At 62.3% G+C, this 21,907-nt stretch carries 14 protein-coding genes; 10 read left to right on the top strand and 4 right to left on the bottom strand.

Annotation, left to right across the window (positions count from 1 at the left end; all coding sequences use genetic code 11):
* Positions 1-2: 2 nt before the first annotated feature.
* The 3 genes from ACMQ11_RS10105 to ACMQ11_RS10095 all read right to left on the bottom strand — a co-directional run bounded on the left by ACMQ11_RS10105 (position 3) and on the right by ACMQ11_RS10095 (position 2,998).
* Positions 3-1,172: a DUF5683 domain-containing protein gene (locus ACMQ11_RS10105; RefSeq protein ID WP_418992647.1), complete on the bottom strand. Its 1,170-nt coding sequence runs from the start codon at positions 1,170-1,172 to the stop codon at positions 3-5.
* Positions 1,173-1,176: 4 nt separating this feature from the next.
* Positions 1,177-2,046 (bottom strand): ParB/RepB/Spo0J family partition protein, encoded by an 870-nt coding sequence (locus tag ACMQ11_RS10100; protein WP_418992646.1) that lies wholly within the window; start codon positions 2,044-2,046, stop codon positions 1,177-1,179.
* A 181-nt stretch (positions 2,047-2,227) separates the two neighbouring features.
* Entirely contained in the window at positions 2,228-2,998 is a 771-nt protein-coding gene (locus tag ACMQ11_RS10095; RefSeq protein WP_418992645.1) for a ParA family protein, read from the bottom strand.
* Between the two features lie 110 nt (positions 2,999-3,108).
* Here ACMQ11_RS10095 and ACMQ11_RS10090 point away from each other — a divergent pair, with 110 nt between their 5' ends.
* The 5 genes from ACMQ11_RS10090 to ACMQ11_RS10070 all read left to right on the top strand — a co-directional run bounded on the left by ACMQ11_RS10090 (position 3,109) and on the right by ACMQ11_RS10070 (position 10,609).
* A complete protein-coding gene (locus tag ACMQ11_RS10090; RefSeq protein WP_418992644.1) occupies positions 3,109-3,996 on the top strand; it encodes a lysostaphin resistance A-like protein in 888 nt (295 codons plus the stop codon).
* Between the two features lie 63 nt (positions 3,997-4,059).
* The gene (locus ACMQ11_RS10085; protein ID WP_418992660.1) at positions 4,060-4,941 is read left to right on the top strand and encodes a hypothetical protein; all 882 of its coding nucleotides are present in this window, start codon (positions 4,060-4,062) and stop codon (positions 4,939-4,941) included.
* Between the two features lie 20 nt (positions 4,942-4,961).
* Positions 4,962-6,368, top strand: coding sequence for a peptidylprolyl isomerase (locus ACMQ11_RS10080; RefSeq protein WP_418992643.1), 1,407 nt, complete (start codon positions 4,962-4,964; stop codon positions 6,366-6,368).
* A gap of 4 nt (positions 6,369-6,372) precedes the next feature.
* Positions 6,373-8,781, top strand: a complete 2,409-nt coding sequence (locus tag ACMQ11_RS10075) for an OstA-like protein (RefSeq protein WP_418992642.1) — start codon at positions 6,373-6,375, stop codon at positions 8,779-8,781.
* A gap of 481 nt (positions 8,782-9,262) precedes the next feature.
* On the top strand, positions 9,263-10,609 hold the full coding sequence (locus ACMQ11_RS10070; protein WP_418992641.1) for a mechanosensitive ion channel family protein: 1,347 nt from the start codon (positions 9,263-9,265) through the stop codon (positions 10,607-10,609).
* Here ACMQ11_RS10070 and ACMQ11_RS10065 read toward each other — a convergent pair.
* Complete coding sequence (locus tag ACMQ11_RS10065) at positions 10,532-12,193, bottom strand: putative transporter (protein WP_418992640.1); 1,662 nt, start codon at positions 12,191-12,193, stop codon at positions 10,532-10,534. The genes ACMQ11_RS10070 and ACMQ11_RS10065 overlap by 78 nt on opposite strands.
* Before the next feature lie 520 nt (positions 12,194-12,713).
* On the opposite strand from ACMQ11_RS10065, the gene ACMQ11_RS10060 reads away from it, so the two are divergent.
* From ACMQ11_RS10060 to ACMQ11_RS10040, 5 genes are read left to right on the top strand one after another with little or no spacing between them, the layout of a single operon-like run.
* The gene (locus ACMQ11_RS10060; protein WP_418992639.1) at positions 12,714-15,545 is read left to right on the top strand and encodes a TonB-dependent receptor; all 2,832 of its coding nucleotides are present in this window, start codon (positions 12,714-12,716) and stop codon (positions 15,543-15,545) included.
* 4 nt (positions 15,546-15,549) lie between these two features.
* Positions 15,550-16,794 (top strand): DUF4876 domain-containing protein, encoded by a 1,245-nt coding sequence (locus ACMQ11_RS10055; protein WP_418992638.1) that lies wholly within the window; start codon positions 15,550-15,552, stop codon positions 16,792-16,794.
* The gene (locus tag ACMQ11_RS10050) at positions 16,791-18,287 is read left to right on the top strand and encodes a DUF6850 family outer membrane beta-barrel protein (protein WP_418992637.1); all 1,497 of its coding nucleotides are present in this window, start codon (positions 16,791-16,793) and stop codon (positions 18,285-18,287) included. Before ACMQ11_RS10055 ends, ACMQ11_RS10050 begins: the two co-directional genes overlap by 4 nt.
* Before the next feature lie 22 nt (positions 18,288-18,309).
* On the top strand, positions 18,310-19,908 hold the full coding sequence (locus ACMQ11_RS10045) for a fimbrillin family protein (protein ID WP_418992636.1): 1,599 nt from the start codon (positions 18,310-18,312) through the stop codon (positions 19,906-19,908).
* 40 nt (positions 19,909-19,948) lie between these two features.
* The gene (locus ACMQ11_RS10040; RefSeq protein ID WP_418992635.1) at positions 19,949-21,901 is read left to right on the top strand and encodes a 4Fe-4S binding protein; all 1,953 of its coding nucleotides are present in this window, start codon (positions 19,949-19,951) and stop codon (positions 21,899-21,901) included.
* Positions 21,902-21,907 lie beyond the last annotated feature (6 nt).

The following is a 21,907-nucleotide window of genomic DNA, read 5'->3' as shown; positions in this document are numbered from 1 at the left end:
CGCTAAAATTTGATGCTCATGTTGAAGCCGAAGACGGGGCGGTTGCCGCCCAGGTTCGGCACGTAGGTGTAGTCGACCAGCGGTTCGAGGTTCATCGTCAGGTCGTCCGAAATGTCGTAGTCCTTCAGGTGGGCGTCGACGTGGGCGTCGACGATCTGCAAGACGTAGAGGGCGCCCGTGATGATGATGCAGAGGTCACGGTTGCGGCGGTAGTTGTTCCTCAGGTTGCGGATGAACGAGGCCGAGTAGCGCCCGTGGAACTCGTCGGTCGGGCCGTCGGGGTACTTGTCGGGATGGGCTTCGTAGTCGGCCAGGAGATTGTAGGCCTTTTTGAAGCGCTGGTAACCCCGGTTGTTCCAGTCGATGCAGTAGATCATTGAGGCGAAGCCGCCGACGACGAACGGCACTTTCCAGTAGCTCTTGTTATAAATCTGACCCGCGCCGGGGAAGATGCAGGCCAGCGTGGTGGCTTTCTTGACGTCCGAGACGTCGTTGGTCTTGTAGCTCACGGCCGCGTCGCCGATGAAATAGATGTACGACGCGATGGTCAGCCCCAGGTAGAGCTGGCGGCGCGTGTTGCTGCGGATCATCTTGGTTTGCAGGGCGTTCATCTCGGGGGTGCGCGTGAGGCTGATGTCGGTCATGGCCTCGTACTTGCGTTTGAGCGGCTTGTAGTTCTTGTTCTCGTGGAGGAACAGCGCCAGGCCCGCGCCCACCGTGCCGTAGAGGATCGGCAGTTTCCAGTACTGCTTGTTGTATATCTGGCCGTAGCCCGGCACGACGGTGGACATCCAGCACACCTTGGAGAGCGACATGGAGTCGCTCATGAACCACCCTTTCTTGAATAGGTGCTTCTTCACGGTGTCGGGCCGCACGCCGCCCAAGCGGAACTCGGCCAGCGCGATGGAGTCGAGCGTATGCCGGTCGTCGGTGCGCAGGGCCGCCACGAGCGCCGAGTCGACGAGGTATTCGGCCCTGAGGGTCGAATCCATCGCGCGGGCGAAAGCCGAACGGGCGAGCGAATCGGCCCTGAGGCGCAGCGAGTCGGGCCGTTCGAACATGCCGCCCCGGACCACCGTGCGGGCGCCGCGGCGCAGCTGTGCCGAGGCGGGCAGCGAGGCGATCCCGAAAAGCAGGACCAGCAGCAAAAAGCGCAACCGGGGTGCCGTCATACCGTCAGGAGTGCTTCGAGAAGCGTTCGATGAAATTTTCGATGTCGCTGTCGTCCGCGAAACTGATCGTGATCCGGCCTCCGCCGCTCTTCGAGCGCTTGATCGAAATGTCTTGCGAGAAGAAGCGTTCGAGCTGCTCGACCAGCCGCGAGTAACTCTCGGGGTACTCCTCCTCCGCCTCGGCGGCCGGGGCGGAGGGCCGTTCCGAGAGCGTGCGCGCCAGCTCTTCGGCCTGGCGGACCGAAAGGCCCTTTTTGAGGCACCGCTTCAGCAGGCGCAGCTGCTCGGGGGCGGGAGCCGCGGCGATGGCCTTGGCGTGGCCCATCGAGATCAGCCCCTCCTTGAGGGCCAGCTGCACCTGGTCGGGGAGTTTCAACAGGCGCAGGTAGTTGGCGATCGACGAGCGTTTTTTGCCCACTTTCTCCGAGAGGGCGTCCTGCGTGAGGTTGCACTCGTCCAGGAGGCGCTGCATGCCCAGCGCGATCTCGATGGCGTTGAGGTCCTGGCGCTGGATGTTCTCCACGAGGGCCATGGCGTGCAGGTTCTCGTCGTCCACCTCGCGGATGTAGGCCGGGAGGGTTTTCAGGTCGGCACGCTGCGCGGCCCGCCAGCGGCGTTCGCCGCTGATGAGGATGTATTGGTCGCCGGCGGTCTTCTTGACCGTCACGGGCTGGATGACGCCCAGCTGGCGGATCGAGTCGGCCAGTTCGTCCAGCGCCTCCTCGTCGAACTGCGTGCGCGGCTGCGCGGGGTTGGGGATGATCCGCTCGATCTCGATCTCGGCCATCCGGCTCATGGGTTTGAGCCCGGCGTCGATCCGCTCGGAACCGAAAATGGCGTCCAGTCCGCGCCCTAAGCCCTTTGGTTGTTTCATGGTTGTAATTCCTTTTTCTGTTATCTATCCGTCAGTCCGTTTTCGCTGCCGAATGCTGTTTGCGCCGCCTTCGGCGTCGTTCGTAATTCCGACCCCACCCCGAACCGCTCCCTCGGGAGGAGCTTGCGTGCCGGCGGCGGCAAACGATTATTACCGGTAATTATGAATTGTGAATTTTAAATTATGAATTCTTCTTCCTGTTTCTTTTCAAAAACTCACGCGCCAGGTTGAGGTAGTTCTCCGAGCCGACGGCCGAGGCGTCGTAGAGCATGACGGGTTTGCCGTGCGAGGGGGCCTCTCCCAAACGGATATTGCGCTGGATTATCGTGTCATAGGCCAGCGGGCCGAAATGCTCGCGCACCTCGGCGACCACCTGGTTGTTCAGGCGGTTGCGCATGTACATGGTCAGGAGGAACCCCTCGATTTCGAGCTCGGGGTTGAGACCCGACTTGACCTTGCGGATGGTGTTGAGCAGTTTGGAAAGCCCCTCGAGGGCCAGGTATTCGCACTGCACGGGGATGAGCACCGAGTCGGCGGCCGTGAGGATGTTGACCGTGGTGTAGCCCAGCGAGGGCGAGCAGTCGATGAAGACGTAGTCGAACCGTTCGCGCACGGAGTCCACCAGACGCTTCATTACGAAATGGGCATCGTCCCGCTTCGCCAGTTCGGTGTCGGCGGCCACCAGATCGATCGACGAGGGCAGCAGCCAGAGGTTTTTCACCTCCTCGCTCGGAAGAATCACCTCCTCGGGCCTCTTGCTGCCCGCGATGCATTCGTAGATACCCTCGAGGTCGAGGTCGAAACCCAGACCCGAGGTGGCGTTGGCCTGCGGATCGGCATCCAGCAGCAGGACCTTTTTGCCCAGCAGCGCCAGCGAGGCCGCGAGGTTGATGGCCGTGGTGGTCTTGCCCACGCCCCCTTTCTGATTTGCTAATGCGATAACCTTTGCCATGTTTCGAACGGGATTATAATCGGGCAAATTTACACAAAATCCGCGGAAATCCATAACCGTTCCCGAAAAATGCTTACCTTTGGGCTTGGAAAATTGTGACTGTGCGCATTATGAAGAGTGAAAACAATCCGCAGATTCCCGGCCGGGAATCCGCAGCCGCGCCGAATGCTCCGGTGCAGGAGATCGTGCGGAAGAAATTTCCGTCGGTAGGCGATCTGTTCGCCATGCTGGGTATCGTCCTCGGCCTGCAAATCGGCGTGGGGCTGGTGGCGGCGGTCGTGCTGCTGGTCGGCGGCCGGAATATGAACGAGCTGGACCCGGCTGCGATGGGGCGCCTGCTGGCTGCAACCTACCTCTTCTCGATGCTCCCGGCCTACCTCCTGATTCGCCGCTACCGCCGGGTACGCGGGGCGCGGGGTCCGCTCTTGCGTTTCTCCGGCCGGGGGCTGAATCCGGTGCTGCTGCTCTGGGCTTTCGTGCTGATGATCGCGGCGGGTATCGTCGTGGAACCCCTGCTGGCGCTGCTGCCCGTGTCCTCGCCCGACGTAGGACGCGGGTTGTGGACGATCGTGGCGCTGGTCGTCCTGGCTCCGGTGCTGGAGGAGCTGATCTGCCGCGGGGTCATTTTGGGCTCGCTGCGCGCACGCTACGGCGTGCTGACGGCGTGGCTCGTATCGTCCGTGTTCTTCGGCGTGCTGCACGTACAGCCGACGCTGGTTATCAACGCTTTCGTCATAGGACTCATTTTGGGATTCATCTATATCGCCACCGATTCGCTCTGGGCCGTCATCATCCTGCATGCGCTCAACAACGCCGTGGCCTACCTGCTGCTGGTAACGGGGAACGGCGAAATACTGCTGTACGATATGGTACAGAGCCGCGCCCTCTATGCAGTGATCTACATTGCGGCGCTGGCCGTCACGGGGGTCTCGGGATACATGGTCTGGCGCACCCTGCGCCGGCTCGGTGCGCAGGAGAAAATTGCGGCCGCGGAGTAATAATCCGTGCCGCGCCGCGTTACATACAAGTAAAAAAGCGTATCTTTGCCCGGTAAGTCAATGATGAATCGGCGGACGAAAATAGCGGTCGCGGCCCTGGTGCTGCTCCTGGCGGGTTGCCGGGAGCTGCCCCGTTATCTGGGAGGCGACACGGTCGTGGCGCGCGCCGGCGGCAATGAACTGCTGCTGCGCGACCTGAGGTCGGTGGCCCCGAAAGGGATGGCCGCCGAGGACAGCGCGGCGTTCGTCAAGGTGTGGGTGGACCGCTGGGTGCGCAAGCAGCTCAAGCTGCAGGAGGCCGAGATACTCTTCTCCTCCTCGGCCGCGGACATCGACAAGATGGTCGAGGAGTACCGCCAGGCGCTGCTGATCCGCAAGCTCGACCAGCATTATGTGGACCGCTGGGTCGACACGACCTTTACCGAGGAGGACATTGCGGCCTATTACGACGCTCACCAGGGCGATTTCAAGCTGGACCGCACGCTGGTCAAGGGCCGTATCGTCCGCTTCGGCGAGAACTACCGCCAGGCCCGCAAGCTCAAGGAGCTGATGGGCTCCCCGGCGGAGGCCAAACAGCAGGATTTTCACGATATTTGCGCCAAGAACGAATTTACGGTGAGCGATTTCCGCGACCGCTGGGTCGATTACACGGAGTTTCTGAGCTACCTGCCCACGCTGCGCTCGGCCAGCTACGACTCGCTGCTGGCGTCCAGCGGCGTGCAGGAGATGCGCGACAGCCACTCCTACTACTATTTCCAGATCGACGAGGTGCGGCGCGCGGGCGAGCCCATACCGCTCGAACGGCTGCGGCCGATCATCCGCCGCATCCTCTTCAACCAGCGGCAGGGCGAAGCGATCCGCCGCTACGAGGAGGAGTTGTATGCCCGTTCGGCCGAGCAGGGCGAGGTGCGGGTCTACGAACCGGAAAACGGAAAAGAAGAATAAAAACGATAAACGAATAGAAGATGTTGAAGAAAGGTATGATGGCCGTGGCGCTCGCCCTGTTGGCAGCGGGTGCCGTCGCGCAGAAGAGGCAGGTGATGCTCGACAAGGTCGTGGCCGTGGTGGGCGGGTCGTCGATCCTCTACTCCGAGGTGGACGAATACGCGCGCCAGCTCACCGAGCAGCGGCGGCAGGAGGGGTATACCTCCGACCGCGACCCCATGAACGAGGCGCTCGAAGCCCTGATGACGCAGAAACTGCTCTACAACCAGGCCCAGATCGACTCGGTGCAGATCAACCAGGCGGACATTGCCGCCCATGTCGAGGAGCAGGTGCAGCAGATGGTCGATACCGAGGGGTCGATCCCCCTGCTGGAGGCCAAACACCACATGGCCATCTTCAACATCCGCGAGATGATGCGCCGCCGGTACGAGGAGCAGGCCTATGCCAACAGCATGCAGAATGAGGTGACGGGCAAGGTCTCGGTCATTCCCGGCGAGGTCGAGCGCTTCTACAAATCCATCTCGAAAGACAGCCTGCCTACCGTCGCCGACCAGTACGTCTACGCGCAGATCACCAAGTTCCCCAAGTCGATGACCGCGGCCAAGCAGCGTACGCGCGAGCGGCTGCTGGACATGCGCGAGCGGGTCATCACCGGCAAGGCCAAGTTCGAGAACCTGGCCCGCATGTACTCGCAGGACCCCGGAACGATGATGCGGGGCGGCGAGATGGACCCCTCGCCGCTGGCGGGGCTCGATCCGTCGTTCGCTGCGGCGCTCGAGAACATGCGTCCCGGGCAGATCTCGGAGGTCGTCGAGTCGCAGTTCGGGTTCCACATCATCCAGCTCCTGGACAAGCGCGGCCAGCTCTACCATTTCCGCCACATCCTGCTGCGTCCGGTCTATACGACCGAAGAGCTGGGCGAGACGCTGAACGTGCTGGACAGCATCGCCGACCGGATCCACCGGGATTCGATCACGTTCGAGCGTGCCGCGCTGCTCCATTCGGACGACGCCACGTCGAAGATGAACGGCGGCATCGTCTCGAACCACGACATTCTGGAGCGTTTCAACGCATTCGACGCCAAGCTGACCGTCACCCGGTTCCTCAAGGAGGATTTCGCCCATTTCAACGCGCTGGACGACTACAACGCCCTCTCGAAACTCAAGCCCGGAGAGGTGTCGGGGGCCTTTCTGACGCAGGATATTCTGGGTAACCAGTTGGGCAAGATCGTCAAGCTCGTGGAGATCATCCCCACGCATACGGCTTCGCTCAACGAAGACTACCTGCGTCTGGAGGATATGGCCCTCGCAGACAAGAAGGAGCGGATATTCAAGGAGTGGCTCGGCAAGAAGATCGACGGCATGTACGTCTTTATCACGCCCGAATTCCGCGACGGCGAGTTCGAGAACAAACACTGGGTGAAATAGCACCGTGCGCCGGATCGTCTCCATAGCGGCCGTGGCGCTCGCGGCGGGCGGGGTGTTCTTCGCCCGCGGCGGCATGCAGCCTCCCCCGACCGGACCGCGCGCGACCGAAACCGGTACCGAGGCGGAGTCCGAGAAGAAGATCATCGACCTCAAGTCGGACCTCTCGGGGCCGGTGGCGCCGGGCGACTCGGTGATCTTCCTGGTCGGCAATTTCGCCGCCCAGCACAACGGCGCGGTCATCACCTGCGACTCGGCCGTCCGCTACTCGGACCGCCGGATCGAGTTCTTCGGAAACGTCCTGATCAACAAGAACACCACCTACATCTACGGTGACCGGGCCGAATACAACGGCGACCTGAACGAGGCGCGCGTCTATTCGGACATCGTGAAAGTCGTGGACGGCGATGCCACGCTCTACACCTACGATTTCCTGTTCAACACCAAGGAGAACATCGGCGAGTTCGATGGCGGCGGGGTGATGCTCAACCGCGAGAACCTGCTCGAATCGGTGCGCGGCTACTACTACGCCGATTCGAAAGAGCTCATCTGCGTCGAGCGGGTCGAGATGCGCAACGACGAATACGAACTCAAGGGCGACTCGGTGGTCTACAACATGGCCACCGACAACGCTTTTTTCTTCGACCGGACGAATATCTGGAGCCGGGACGGCGACTACCTCTATGCCGACCGCGGCGCCTACGACAAAGCCGACACGCTCTACATCGTCACGCGCAACGGCTATGTGCTCACCCCCGACGAAGAGATGTGGAGCGACAGCATCCACTACTACCGCGCCGAGGAGCACGTCATCCTGCGGCACGATTTGCAGATCGACGACACGGAGCACAAGGTGCTTCTGTTCGGCGATTACGGCGAGTACTGGAAAGAGCCGGGCGACGCCTTTCTCACCAGGCGCCCGTCGGTGGTGAGCTACGACCTCTCGCAGGGGCCCGACTCGCTCTTCATGCGCGCCGACTCGCTCTTTCTCTTCACCGTCTTCGAGCGGGACGAGCCCGCGGCCCAAGCCGACAGCACGGCGGTTGCCGCCGTGCAGGACACCCTGGTTGCTTCACCTGTGCAACCGAGCGATTCGCTGGCCGGGGCGCTGCGCTCGCTGAAGCCCGCTTCCGACAGCCTGCGGCTCTCGCGGCCCGATTCGCTCCTCTCCGCCCAGCCGGTCGATTCGCTGCGCATGGAGGCCGACTCGCTGGCCCCGCAGCCCGTCAATCCCCTCGATACTTTGGTGGGCGACGCCCGCAAGGCCTACCTCAAAGAGGAGGCTCGCAAGGCCGCCGCCGCGAAGAAAGCGGCCGCCGCAAAGGCCAAAAAGGAAAAACTGGCCGAGATAGCGGCCGCCAGGCAGGAGAAAGCCACGGCCAAACTCCTGGCCCAGAATGAGAAAGAGGAGAAGCGGCTGGCGGCCCGGCGGCTGAAAGCCGAGGCCAGACTCCGGGCGCGGCGACTGCGTGCCGAGCGACGCGGCAAGCCGTTCCCGGCCGACTCGACCCGACTGCGGGAACTGGATTCGCTCCTCGAACAAAACGGCGCCCAGCAGGATTCGCTTCAGCGCGCCGTGGCCGATTCGCTCGCGGCGGACAGCCTCGGGATGAATCCCTCGGCGCTCGCTCCGGATTCGCTCGCGCCCCGCGACACCATGTACCGTCTCGTGAAAGGCTACCGCGACGTGCGGATTTTCCGCACCGATTTCCAGTCCGTTTGCGACTCGATCGTAGCCATCTCGACCGACTCGACGATCCACCTCTACATCGATCCCGTGATCTGGAACCAGAACAACCAGATCACCTCCGACGTGATGGACATCTTCACCGAGAACCAGCAGATCGTCCGCGCCGAGTTCATCGGCAGCCCGATGATGGTCTCCGAAATCGATACCCTCCACTACAACCAGGTGGCCGGAAAGACCATGACGGCCTATTTCCGCAACAACGAAATCTACCGCAACGACGTCAACGGCAATGCCCAGACCCTCTATTTCATGCAGGACGGCGAGCCGCCCGAGATCACGATGATGGGCGTGGTGGAGAGCGGCAGCATCACTTTCTATATCGAACAGAAGCAGGTCGTGCGCATCGCCTGGCAGGGAAATCCGGTCTACAATTTCTATCCGATGAACAAGATTCCGCCCGACCAGGAGCTCTACCTCAAGGGCTTCAAGTGGGAGGGCGCCCGGCGTCCGACCCGGGACGAGGTCTTCGACCGCACGATCCGCCCCTCCGAGCGGGAGTACCGCTCCGGGCTGCGGAGGCCCGACTTTCCCATCCGCCGCCGCATCGACGAGGACCGCGTGCGTCTGACGGAGCTGCACCGCTGGTCCGACCGCGAGGATCAGGTCGATGCCGCCACCGTCGAATGGATGCGGACGTTGGGTTACGAGGTCGGCCAGCCACGGTAGTTTTCGATTTTATAGGGCATATTTGCACTTGCTCTTCGCTGCGCGCGAATGGGACGTACTTATGTACTACCCATCCGCGCGCTGCTCGTTTAAGCGCAAATCTGCTCCTCTAAAATCGAAAACGGGAAGCGGCGCCCGTCCGTGCTTCGAGATGCTCGAAACGAACCGGTCCGGTGGCTTGGAGCCTGCGGGAGGCAAGGGAAAGATCATAAACGGAAGATTCCTCGCTGACGATCGGAATGACAGGATTGGGACGGTCGGAATGACAAAGTGTGTCGGTCGGAATGACAATGTGTGGCCGCGAGGGCTGGATAGGGTCGGTCGGGATGGCAAGGAGGGGCCCGCTGGCGGTCGGAATGGTAAGATAAGACGTTCGGAATGACTCGGGTTTGGCAGTTAGGGATTGGGCGGTCGGATGGTACGCGTATTTGCGGGCTTCGGCGTTCGACCGCACGGCGCGGAAATTGCGGATAGGCGGGGCATGCAGACGTTTCTGAAGAAATGGACCGATGCCCTGCTGGATTGGCTGGGAGCTACCTCCGCGCAGCACGACGGCTGGGATCGCTGGGTGGCGCTGGCGCTGGCTGTCGTGCTGGTCGTGCTGTTCGATTTCGTCAGCCGGCTGATTCTGGTGCGCGGCGTGAGGCGGTTGGTGCAGCGTACGCGCGCAAGGTGGGACGACGAACTCTTCAGCACCGACGTGCTGAACCGGTTGTGCCACATCCTGAGCGCGGTGCTGCTGGCATTCATCCTCCCCGTGGTCTTCGAGGAGGCGTCGACGGCGCGCGAGGTGGTGATGCGGCTCATGGAGGTGTATGTTGTCATCACAGTCCTGCGCTTCGTCAACGCCCTGCTTTCGGCCGCGTTCCGCATCGCCTCGGACCGGCCTGCGTGGCAGAACAAACCCATCAAGGGGCTGCGCCAGACGGCGCAGGGAATCGCGCTGATAATCAGTGTGATCTTGATTGTGTCGATCCTGATCGACAAGTCTCCGACCATTCTGCTGACCGGTCTGGGCGCCTCGGCGGCCCTGATTATTCTGATCTTCCGCGACAGCATCCTGGGTTTCGTGTCGGGCATTCAGCTCTCGGCAAACGACATGCTTCAGGTCGGAGACTGGATTTCGGTGCCCAAGTACGGCGCCGACGGAAACGTGATCGAGGTGTCGCTTACGACGGTCAAAATCCGCAATTTCGACAACACGGTGGTCATGCTGCCGCCCTACATTCTGGTGAGCGAATCGTTCCAGAACTGGCGGGCCATGCAGCTCTCGGGCGGACGCCGCGTGATGCGTTCGGTGGCCATCGACATGACCAGCGTGCAATTCTGCACCTCCGATATGCTCGACCGCTACCGCACGATCGACCTGATCAAGGATTACATCGACCAGACCGAGAAGCGCGTCGAGACCTACAACACGGCGCACGGCATCGCCGCTGCGGAGCGGCGCATCAACGGGCTGCACCAGACCAACCTCGGGGTCTTTCGCGCCTACCTGGTGCGCTACTTGCAGAACGAGGTGCCCGTCAACAAGCAGATGACGCTCATGGTCCGCCAGCTGCAACCCACCGAGACGGGCCTGCCGATGCAGCTCTACTTTTTTACCAACACGGTGGATTGGATCGCCTACGAGGGCATTCAGTCGGATGTCTTCGACCACGTGCTGGCCATTATTCCGGAGTTCGACCTCAGGGTATTCCAGAACCCTACGGGCAGCGATCTGGAGGCGCTGCGCAGGCCGGACGTATCCTTAAAGGAAGATCATCAGCACGATCTGAATGACGATCACGCGCAGGAACATGCAGACGGGGTAGACCGTGGCGTATGATACCGACGGGTTGTCGCCCTCGACGGTGTCGTTGACCCAGTTCAGGGCCATCGGGTTGGCCATGCTGCCGCACAGCAGGCCGGCCACCGAGCCGTAGTCGAGCCGCAGCACGCGCAGCGAGAAGAGCCCCAGCAGCACCACCGGAACGAACGTCAGCAGAAAGCCCAGCACCAGCCACAGCGCCCCCTCGGGCCGCATGACCGTCTCGAAGAAATGGGCGCCGGCGTCGAGCCCCAGGCACGCGAGGTACATCGAGAGGCCCAGCGCGCGCAGCATCAGGTTGGCGCTCTGCGTGGTATAGGTGAGCATGTGCAGGCGGGGTCCGAACGTGCCGATGAGAATGCCCACGACGATCGGGCCGCCCGCAAGCCCCAGCTTGACGGGAATCGAGATGCCCGGCAGCGAGACGGGGATCGACCCCAGCACAAGACCCAGGATCAACCCGATGAAGACCGCCGCCAGGTTGGGTTCGTTGAGGCTCTTGACGGCGTTTCCGAGGATTTTTTCGACGTTGCGGATCGCCGCCGCTTCGCCCACGACCGTCAGGCGGTCGCCCAGCTGGAGCCTCAGATCGGGCGTGGCCAGCAGCTGCACGCCCGAGCGGTAGACGCGGCTGATGTTTATGCCGTAGTTGTTCCGCAGCCGCAGCGACGCGAGTTTCCGGCCGTTGATCTCGGGTCGCGTGACGAGGATGCGCTGCGAGGTGAGCTGGCTGTCGACCGCGTTCCAGTCGATGTTCTCCCGGTTCCAGTCTTTCTTCTCCTGTTCGCCGAAGATCAGCCGCAGGGCGTCCGCCTCGCCGGGTGTGGTGACCACCAGGATCACGTCGTCCTTTTGCAGGGTCTTGTCCGAGGTGGGGATCGAGACGCGGCCATCGCGCCACAGGCGCGAGATGACGAAGCGGTGGTGGCTTTCGACGGCGATGTCGTGGACGTTCTTGCCGAAAACGGCGGGGTTGGTCAGGTGGTAGCTGGCGATGAAGACGTTTTTGCGGTGCTCGACGTCGGGGCCCGCCAGGTCGCCTGGCCGGACGAAGAGCCTGCGGACGGCGATGAGGGCCAGAATGACGCCCACCACCCCCAAGGGATAGGTCAGGGCGCAGCTCAGGGCTGCGCCGTTGGTGTCCATCCCCAACTGCTCGAGCGTCTGCTGGGCGGCTCCGAGGGCCGGGGTGTTGGTCGTGGCGCCGCACAGGATGCCCGCCATGTCGGGCAGCGGGACGCCCAGCAAAAAGGTCATCCCCACGGCGGCGGCCGTGCCCAGCAGCACCACGGCGACGGAGGGCGAGAGCAGTCTGGGGCCGTCGGAGCGCATCGAGGAGAAGAAGCCGGGTCCGACCTGGAGTCCCAGCGCGTAGACGAAGATAATCAGGCCGAAGCTCTCGGCGTAGATGAGCATCGAGCGGTCGAGCGTCAGTCCGAAATGGCCGGCCACGATCCCTACGAAGAAGATGAAAGCGGTGCCGAGCGAGATACCCATGAACCGGATTTTGCCCAGCCCGATACCGACGGTCGAGATGAGCGAGATCACCACCACGGCCTGCAACGCCGAGTGCTCGACCACTAAGTTTTTAAGCCATTCCATCTCTGCTTCACGTGAACTGCTGCAAAAGTAGGGCAATTTTTCCAAAATCCCCCGTTTTCGCCGAACGATTTGTTTTCCGATCCGGTCCGCATGGATTATTGCCAGACGTTTCGACCGGTTAATTCGGTCCGACGTCTCGACAAATCCGTTCCGGGCATGGATTCGTAGATTTTATTGCATATCTTTGTCCTGCCTTGATTCACACAGGGAATGTAATGACGCACAAGGCTTCTGTGCCGGGCAGAGCCTGCAAAACCCACCCGGTCGCTGTCGGGATACTTTTGAGGGATTGGTTATCTCGCAGCCTCGGGGCGGTCGGTTTCGGCCGCCCTTTTTTCGTGCCGGTTTCCCTACCAACAAGCGTCGGATCCCGTCTTCGGAAAATACCTTTTTCTGGCGATTGCAGCCCCCGAAAAGATGCTCTACCTTTGCTCAGGCAACCGAAACGGCAAAAAAAAGTACGATATGCGATATATGTACGGCTCTTTTTTGTTATATTTGTTGCGTTAGGAGGGCTGCTATGAGAAAACTTTTCCTGTTGATTCTGTATACCGCCGCTCCTGCGCTCGCCCTGGCCCAGCGTTTCGACGTGACGGGAAAGGTGCTTGTCGCAGGCACCGACAAGCCCATCGGGCAGGCTGTCGTGGAACTTCCCGGCAACGGACTCTGGGCCGTGGCCGACAGCGACGGCAATTTCTTCGTAAAGGGCGTGCCGGCCGGAAAGACGCGCTTCGCCGTGTCGTGTCTGGGCTACGTCACCACCGTGGCGGAGATCGACATCCGGGGCCGAGTCGATTCGCTGAGGCTCTATGCCCCAGAGGACAACCTGACGCTCGAAAGCGTGGTCGTTACGGCCCGGGAGGCCCCCAACGCCATGGCCACCTCGCGCTCGATCGGCGGCAGCGCCATCGACCACCTCCAAATGGTCAACGCCTCGGACATCGCTTCGCTGCTGCCCGGCGGCAAGACGGTGAATCCCGACCTGATGACCGACAACGTCTTCTCGCTGCGCGACGGCGGCTCCTCGGCCGGCAATGCCTCGTTCGGCACGGCCGTCGAGGTGGACGGCGTACGGCTCTCGACCAACGCTTCGCTCGCCGACATGTCGGGCGCCAGCACGCGCAACGTCGCCTCGACCAACATCGAGTCGGTGGAGGTGGTGACCGGCGTTCCGTCGGCCGAATACGGCGACATCACCTCGGGCGTGGTGAAAGTCCGGACGCGCAAGGGCAAAACCCCCTACACGCTGGTGCTCTCGACCAATCCGCGCACCAAGCAGATCTCGGCCTCAAAGGGCTTCGATTTGGGCCGCGACCGCGGGGTGTTGAACAGCAGCGTCGAGTACACCCGCGCCACGAAGAACCCCACCTCGCCCTACACCTCCTATGCGCGTACGGGCCTCTCGCTCAACTACCAGAATACCTTTCGGCAGGTCCTGCGCTTCAACCTCGGTCTGGCGGCCAATATCGGCGGCATGAACACCGAGGACGATCCCGACGCGATGGTCGGGGAGTGGGAGAAAGAGCGCGACAACGCCGTGCGGGTCAACACGTCGCTCAAGTGGCAGCTCAACCGCAAGTGGATCACCAGCCTCGATTTCGATGCTTCGCTCAACTATGCCGACAATCTGGCGCGCACGCATGCCTATTTCTCCTCGGCGACCGAAAGCCCGGCGGTTCACAGCCTGGACGAGGGCTATTACCAGGCCGAAATGCTGCCGACGACCTACTATGCCACGCGCTACGTCGATTCGAAACAGCTCGACTACGCGGCCAACCTGAAAGCCTCGTGGGTCCGCAGCTGGGGCGGCATACACAGCCACGCCAAGGTCGGCGTCTCGTGGCGCGCCGACGGCAATGTGGGCAAGGGCGCGTACTACGACTCCCCCCCCCTTGCGCCTAACGGCTACCGGCCGCGGCCCTACACCGACATTCCCTACATGCACAACCTCGCGGCCTACGTCGAGGAGACGCTCACCGTGCCGCTGGGCTCCGTGTCGCTGCAACTGATGGCGGGGCTGCGCGCCGAAAAGACGTTCATCGAAAATTCGCAGTACAAAAACACGCAGAGCCTCTCGCCGCGTCTGAACCTCAAGCTCCGCATCTCGGAAGCCGTGACCCTGCGCGGCGGCTGGGGCATCACCGAGAAGCTGCCGTCGTTCAACGTGCTCTATCCCGAGCCCCAGTACCGCGATACGCGCGTGTTCAGCACCACCTACGCCGCGGGCCGCAGCGCCTACGTCTACCACACGCAGCCTTTCGAAATCCGCTACAACGACCAACTGCGCTGGCAGCGCAACCGCAACGCGGAGGTGGGCCTGGACCTGCGGCTGGGCGGCACCTCCGTCTCGCTGGTGGGTTATTTCAACCGGACCCGGTACCCCTACGAACTGAGCGCCTCCTACGAGCCGTTCACCTACAACCTGATGGGCCTGCCCGCGACGCTGCCCGACGGAACCACCTACCGCATGCCCTCCAATCCGCTGTTCCGGGTGGACAGCCAGACGGGCGAAATCTTCGTCCGCGATGCCGACAACCCCTCGCCGGGGTGGATCGCCATGCCCGTGACCTCGACCAAGCGGACGTTCGTGAAAAACACCTGCCAGGACAACGGATCGCCCGTGGACCGCATGGGGCTGGAGCTGGTGGTCGATTTTCCGCAGATCAACCCCATCCGCACGCAGCTGCGGCTCGACGGAGCCTACGGCTACACGAAATACGTCAACGAGGGCGAGGCGGCCTACTACCCCTCGACCACCTCGGGCGGCGACTTTTACCCCTATGTGGGCATCTATGCCGACAACGGGGGCAGTTCGGTGGTGACCTACAACGGCCGCAAGACCCATGCGCTCGACATGAACCTCACGGCCACGACGCACCTGCCCTCGATCCGGATGATCGTCTCGCTGCGGCTCGAAGCCTCGCTGGTCAGGCGGTCGCAGAACCTCTCGGAACTGGGTGGGCGCGAATACGCTTTCAACGTGGATGAGAACCGCAACCCCACGGGCGGCTCGATCTACGGCGGCGGAAGCTATACGGCCATCTGGCCCACGGCCTACATCGACCTGGAGGGCAACCGCCGTCCGTTCACCGATGCCGAGCGCAACGACCCCGCTTTCGCCTCGCTGCTGCTGCGTTCGGCCAACGCCTACACCTACGATCCGGACGGCTACGACCCCTATTTCTCGGCCAACCTGAGCATTACCAAGGAGATCGGCGACCACGTCTCGATCTCGTTCTATGCCAACAATTTCACCAACTCGCGGCCGTTCGTGCGCTCGTGGGCCACGGGCGTCAAGGCGGTCTTCACGCCCGGGTTCTACTACGGACTCACGCTGCGGCTCAAATTCTGAAACGATGAAACGGATTGTCTGCATACTTTTCTGCCTGCTGCCGGCGGCCTGCACCTCGTTCGAGGGAAATCCCTACGGCGATACGCTGCGGACGCTCGACGTAAGGCTGATCTATCCTACCGAGTACGGCTCCTACCTGCGCGCGGGGGTCGAGGTGCGGCTGGCGGACCGCAACACGAGCAACGTCTATACGGCCCTTACGGACGCTCGGGGCGAGGCCGCTTTCCGTGTGGCGGCCGGTCACTACCGCCTTTCGTCGCTCGACAGGGCCTCGGCGGAGGTGGTCTTCAACGGCCTCATCGAGCAGGTGGACCTGGCCCGCGAGGACGCCGCGCTCACCGTCGAGCTGAAAGCCGCCAAACCGGGCTCGATCCTCATCAAGGAGATCTACTCGGGCGGCTGCCCCGTCGACCCGCCCGCCACGGGGACTTACAAGAAAGACAAGTACATCGTCCTGCACAACAACTCGTTCGAAACCTATTACCTCGACGGGCTGTGTCTGGACATGGTCGCGCCCTACAATTCGAACGCCAACAACCCGTGGACGAGCATCGATCCGTCGGGGAATATCCTCTTCCGTGACTATGCCGCCGTGCCCGACTGCATCTGGGCATTCCCGGGTTCGGGCACCGATTTCCCGCTCGAACCGGGCGAGGACGCCGTGGTGGCGTTCCACGGCGTGGACCACACGCAGACCTACTCCCGCTCGGTGAACCTCGACCGCGAGGGCTGTTTCGTCCTCTACGACCAGGCGCTCTATCCCGGCAACAAGGCCAACCCCACGCCCGTGCCGGGCGACCGGATCGATCCGTCGCACTACCTCAAGGTGCTCAAGAAGACGGGCCGCAGCGGCGAGAACGGGGCCAACACCTATGTGATCTCGGATCTCTCGCCCGCCGTGATTCTCTTCCGAGCGCCGTCCGACGTCGATCTCGAGGCCTACCTGGCCGACGACCAGCAATCGACGGTGCAGAACAGCAGCATCCTCTACTCGAAGATTCCCTGGGAGTGGATCGTCGACGGGGCGGAGGTGTGCAATGCCGGCGAGGCGGTGCGCAACAAGCGCCTCCACGGCGAGGTGGATGCCGGGTATTTCGGGTTTTCGGGCACCTCGCTGGGCCATACCGTCCACCGCAAGCGGGACGAGGAGGCCTCGGGCGCCGCGGGATTCGAAATCCTCGTCGATACCAACAACTCGTCGAACGACTTTTACGAGCGTGAGACACAATCCCTGCGCGAGAGCCTATGAGACGGATATTGCTGATCGGGGCGGTGCTGGCCGCCTGGGGCGCCGGGGCGCAGGAGCGTTTCGACTACGTGGTGCGCCGCAATGCGTGGAACGGGAGCGTGAATGCCGCGGGCATCCGGCAGGATACGTTGAGCCGCTCCTATGCCGTGGTCTACTTTACCAAGGAGAACGGCGGTCTGGCGGACCCCTCGGCCTCGGACGACAGCTGGAACGCCGGGGCCGCGACCGAGTCGGTGCGCCATTTCGACAAGGTGTCGTTCCGGGGCGGCTTCGCCTACGACTATTTCGACGGCCGCAACATGGCGGGGTCGATGTTCACCTCTCCGGGATATTATCCCGTGGATATACTGGAGTTCACGCCGGGCCGCAAGGTCCGCGAGACCTATGCTTTCACGGGCGCTGTCGCGGCCGTGCTGGGGCGGCGCTGGACGGGCGGGCTGAATGTCGCGTTCGAAGCCCGCAACTACGCCAAGCGCAAGGACCTGCGCCACAAGAACACGCGGCTGGATTTCGAATTCGCACCCGGCGCGATGTATCGTGCGGGACGCTTTGCATTCGGGGCCGCCTACATCGTGGGCACCAACTCCGAGAAACTCGAGGCCGAGGAGATCGGCTCCTCGTCCGACTCCTACGAGGCGTTCTTCGACCGGGGGCTGCGCTACGGGTCGCTGCAACTGTGGGAGAGCAGCGACATGCACCTGACCACCAGCGGCGTATCGGGGTTCCCCGTGCGGGAGAATACCCAGGGTGCGGGCGTCGAGCTGCAATACGGCCCGCTCTATGTCGACGCGACCTATCGCAACCGGCAGGGCGAGACGGGCGAGCGGGGCGTGATCTGGCACGAGTTCACGACCGACCGGGTGACGGCCGATGCGGCGCTGACGCTCGGCGGGACATCCGGCCTGCATTTCCTGCGCCTGGGGCTCGCGTGGCAACGGCAGCAGAACAACGAGAACATCATCACCTACGAGACGGTCAACGGGGTTTCGAATCCCCGCATCCACGGCTCGACGCCCACGTTCGGGCGCCGGAGCCTCGACCTGAGGGGCGAGTACGAGTGGGTGACCCGAAAGACAGACCTGCGCGCAGGGGCGGCCTATTCCGAGCTCAACCGCGAATCGACGCTCATGTACCCGCTGGTCAAGGGGCAGAAGTTGCGCTATGCCGAGATCTACGCTTCCGTCATCCGCATGTTCGGATTCTGGGAGGTCTCCCTGGCGGCCGATTTCCGCACGGGCGGATTCTCGGAGCGGGAACGACGCTATGAGTCGTCCGCCGAACCGGGTGATTACCCCGAGCGGCTGAGCGCCTGGTACGACCGCGAGAACGAATACCTCACGGCCGACCGCGTGGGTGTCGAAGCGGGCCTCAGACGCAACATACACCGTTTCTACGTGGACCTCTCGGCCCGCTACGAGCACGGCTTCGGCCTGCGCTTCGCGCCGCAGTCCTACCGCGTGCGGGCGACGGTGAGCGTAGGGTATAATTTTTAAATTACTTTAAAACCATCCTATTATGAAAAACTCGATTACGATGATGGCGCTGGCGGCAATGCTTTTATCCGCCTGCTCCAAGGAGGAGGGAACGACGGCTGCGGGCGACCGGACGGTCCGCATTAACCCCACGATCGCCAATCCGGCGCTGACGCCTTCCGCAAAATCGACACGCGCGACCGATACCGATTTCGAATTGGGCGACCGGGTGGGCCTGCGCATCACGATGAATGCCGACGGCTCGCAATTCGTGGACAACAAACTGATGTCGTTCGACGGCACGGATTTCAAGAGCGACGGATTCCTCTGGTACGAGGATGTGAACGCCACCTCGACGATGCTGGCCTACTATCCTTTTGCCGAGGGAGCGACCGTCCCCACGGAGTTCGCGGTCCTGGCGGACCAGGGCGGCGACAACTACAAGGCTTCGGACCTGATCGTGGCGGTCAAGGCGGGCGTGAAACCCACGCTTTCGTCCACAGCCATGACCTTTCGGCACAAGATGGCGCGCATCGTCATCCGCGTGACCAACGAATCGGGTTCCGATGTGACGGGAATCGTCGTCAAGGGCGCAGTCGGCACGGGTGTGCTCGACCCCGGGACCGGAGATTTCACGGCCAAGGAGGGCGCCGAAAAGGTGGATGTGACGGCCAACAAGGCCTCCGCGTCGGTCTACTATGCGCTGCTGGTGCCCCAGAGCGGCGTGCAACTCCAGGTCACGGTGGCGACGGCCGACGGCAAGAAGCGTACGCAGACGCTCGGGGTGACCGACCTCAAGTCGGGTGAGAACCGCGGCATGGAATGCAACGTCCAGCCCGCCGACATCGAGGTGAAATACACCGGAGCGATCGCCGGCTGGGAGGATGGCGACGAACTGCTGCCCGACGGCGAGGGAACGATCGAGATTCCCACGGTGGAGTGGGGCGGCGTGAAATACAAGATCGTCACCCTCAAGGACGGCCGCACGTGGATGGCCGAGAACCTGAGGTATGTGCCGGAGGGGAAAACTCCATCGAGCGATCCCTCGGACGGGAACGGCGTATGGTATCCGTGCAATCTGGAAAAGGCTGCCGATCCGGCCTTGGTCGAGACCAATGGCCTGCTGTACAGCTACCCCATGCTGTTGGGGATCTCCGGCGAATTTACAGCGGACAATTTCGACAAAAAGGAGGGCGTGCAGGGTATCTGCCCAGATGGCTGGCACGTGCCGACCATGGCCGAATGGCTCAAACTGGCCGGTACCGGAAGCGGCAGCCTTTCCGATCCGACCTCGCCCTATTTCGATGCGGCTGAGTCGGGAGCACCGATTCCGAAACTCAATGCCGACGGGTTGAACATCGCCGGTTACGGCTATATCAATGCAGCCAGTTCCGTGGCGGCTCCCGCTTATGCAGCGACGAAATCCGCTGTGGACCAGTCGGCTTATGGCATGGGTTATTTCGCTTCATCCACGGCCTACAAACTTACTTACAACACGGCAGACGATACGACGAGCGGCATCAAGAACATACAATACTATGCCGGGATGCTGACCTACAACGCCAAGAATAACCGACTGACCGTTGCCTATCAGGGTGCGTACGGTGCCGCTCCCGTCCGCTGCATCAAAAACGCCGAATAACCTGCCGACACACACAAACACACACAACACACAACAATAGATGAAACGAAAACCCAACTACCTGAAGCACATACTGCAATGGGGCGTCCTGGCCGCCATCGTCACGACGGTGCTCTGGGCCACGTTCAGCGACAAACCCGTCGATGTGGAAAAATACTGCCCGTTCGGCGGCTTGCAGGCTTTCGGCACCTACCTGGTGAACAACTCGCTGGCCTGCTCGATGTCGATGCTCCAGATCATGATGGGCCTCGTGCTGGCCGCGGGCGTCATCCTCTTCTCGAAACTCTTTTGCGGCTACCTCTGCCCGCTGGGTACGGTGGGCGAGGCGATGGGCCGCGCAGGGCGGAAGCTGAAAATACAGGTCGAGGTGCCGTCAGGCAGTGCGGCCGACCGCCTGCTGCGGGCCGTGAAATACGTGCTGCTCTTCACGATCCTCTATTTCACGCTCTCGTCGAGCGAACTGTTCTGCAAGAAGCTCGACCCGTACTATGCCGTGGCCACGGGCTTCCAGGGTGAGATCGTGCTGTGGATGTCGCTGACGAGCCTGGTGCTGCTCCTCCTGGGCGGCTTCGTGGTCAGGATGTTCTGGTGCCGCTATATCTGCCCGCTGGGAGCCGTGAGCAACATCTTCAAATTCACGGTGCTGCTCGTCGTGGCGGCCGTCGGAGCGTGGGTGCTGGGCCTGCTGGGCGTCGAAAAAGCCTGGGTGTGGGTGGTCGGCGCAACGTGCGCGGCGGCCTACCTGATCGAGATCGTCAAGCTGCGCAGCTGCGCATTCCCGCTGATGTACGTGCGGCGCGATGCCGCCCTGTGCAACAACTGCGGGCTGTGCGAGAAAAAGTGTCCCTACCGCATTCCGATCCACGACTACGCCAAGGTCAAGCACGTGGACTGCACCATGTGCGGGCAGTGCATCTCGTCGTGCGCCACGCAGGCGCTCCAGGTCAACGGCCGCCGCTCGTGGCGCTGGGTGCCGGGCCTGCTGGCCATCGTCCTCTTCCTGATGGCCCTGTGGCTCGGGTCGAAGCTCGAACTGCCGACCATCGACGAGAAATGGGGCCAATACGAGCAGGCCGAGGGGCTCAGGACCTATGAGATGGAGGGGTTGCAAACCATCAAGTGCTTCGGTTCGTCGAAAGCCTTTTCGGCCAAGATGCAGACCGTGCCGGGAGTTTACGGCGTCAAGACGTTCGTGCGGCGCCACGGAATCGAGGTGTTGTACGATCCCGCGAAGACCGATACGCTGAAGATTCAGGCGGCGATCTTCTCTCCCACGCTGCGCAAGTTCGCCACGCCGGGTGAGCATATTCCCGAACTCGACGTGCTCAAGTTGGGCGTCGAGGGGCTGCACGACCGCATGGACATGGTCTATTTCGGCATGGTGCTCCAGCGGATCGAGGGCGTGTACGGCTTCACGACCGAGTTCGCCTGCCCGGTGGACGTGACGGTCTATGCCGATCCGGCGGCCGGGATCACCGAAAAGCAGCTCGAAGAGGCCATCGACGCCCGCGAGCTGGTGATTCCGTCCAAGGAGGGCGAGAAAATTATCCCGATGCACACGGTGTTGAAAACGTATGACGTCGCCGGACGGATTTCGCGCGAAGAGTTTGCGCAGACGATGTTCCGTGAGGTCGAGAAGCTCTCGGGCCGCTTTGTGGCCAATGCCGAAAAATGGGGGGACGACGAGCAGTTCCCCAAGGCGGTCTATGAGATGGAGTTCCCGGGGATCGAGAAACTGCCGATCCGCATGGGATTCCCCTATTTCAAGAGTTTTCTCTCGTGTACGGACGGTATCGTGTCGGTGGATTTCGTGCTGAGAGACCTCGTGCCCGTCATGCGCGTGCATTACGTGCGGTCGATGTGGGACGACGCGCGGCTGTGGAACGAGGTTTTCCAGGCCGAGAAATGGACGGTCCGCATGGCCGACGGCACTTTCAAGGAGGTCGACCCGCGGCTCAAATTCACCCGCGAGGGGCGGACCGTCGGGGAGTAACGTACC

It is taken from the genome of Alistipes sp. (assembly GCF_048465575.1).
In the GTDB taxonomy this organism is placed as follows: Bacteria; Bacteroidota; Bacteroidia; order Bacteroidales; family Rikenellaceae; genus Alistipes.
This window is presented reverse-complemented; position numbering and strand designations above follow the sequence as displayed.

Bases quoted from the DNA above. Each gene is read 5' to 3' on its own strand.
- ACMQ11_RS10105 (WP_418992647.1), bottom strand. From the start codon at position 1,172: ATGACGGCACCCCGGTTGCGCTTTTTGCTGCTGGTCCTGCTTTTCGGG.
- ACMQ11_RS10100 (WP_418992646.1), bottom strand. From the start codon at position 2,046: ATGAAACAACCAAAGGGCTTAGGGCGCGGACTGGACGCCATTTTCGGT.
- ACMQ11_RS10095 (WP_418992645.1), bottom strand. From the start codon at position 2,998: ATGGCAAAGGTTATCGCATTAGCAAATCAGAAAGGGGGCGTGGGCAAG.
- ACMQ11_RS10090 (WP_418992644.1), top strand. From the start codon at position 3,109: ATGAAGAGTGAAAACAATCCGCAGATTCCCGGCCGGGAATCCGCAGCC.
- ACMQ11_RS10085 (WP_418992660.1), top strand. From the start codon at position 4,060: ATGAATCGGCGGACGAAAATAGCGGTCGCGGCCCTGGTGCTGCTCCTG.
- ACMQ11_RS10080 (WP_418992643.1), top strand. From the start codon at position 4,962: ATGTTGAAGAAAGGTATGATGGCCGTGGCGCTCGCCCTGTTGGCAGCG.
- ACMQ11_RS10070 (WP_418992641.1), top strand. From the start codon at position 9,263: ATGCAGACGTTTCTGAAGAAATGGACCGATGCCCTGCTGGATTGGCTG.
- ACMQ11_RS10065 (WP_418992640.1), bottom strand. From the start codon at position 12,193: ATGGAATGGCTTAAAAACTTAGTGGTCGAGCACTCGGCGTTGCAGGCC.
- ACMQ11_RS10060 (WP_418992639.1), top strand. From the start codon at position 12,714: ATGAGAAAACTTTTCCTGTTGATTCTGTATACCGCCGCTCCTGCGCTC.
- ACMQ11_RS10055 (WP_418992638.1), top strand. From the start codon at position 15,550: ATGAAACGGATTGTCTGCATACTTTTCTGCCTGCTGCCGGCGGCCTGC.
- ACMQ11_RS10050 (WP_418992637.1), top strand. From the start codon at position 16,791: ATGAGACGGATATTGCTGATCGGGGCGGTGCTGGCCGCCTGGGGCGCC.
- ACMQ11_RS10045 (WP_418992636.1), top strand. From the start codon at position 18,310: ATGAAAAACTCGATTACGATGATGGCGCTGGCGGCAATGCTTTTATCC.
- ACMQ11_RS10040 (WP_418992635.1), top strand. From the start codon at position 19,949: ATGAAACGAAAACCCAACTACCTGAAGCACATACTGCAATGGGGCGTC.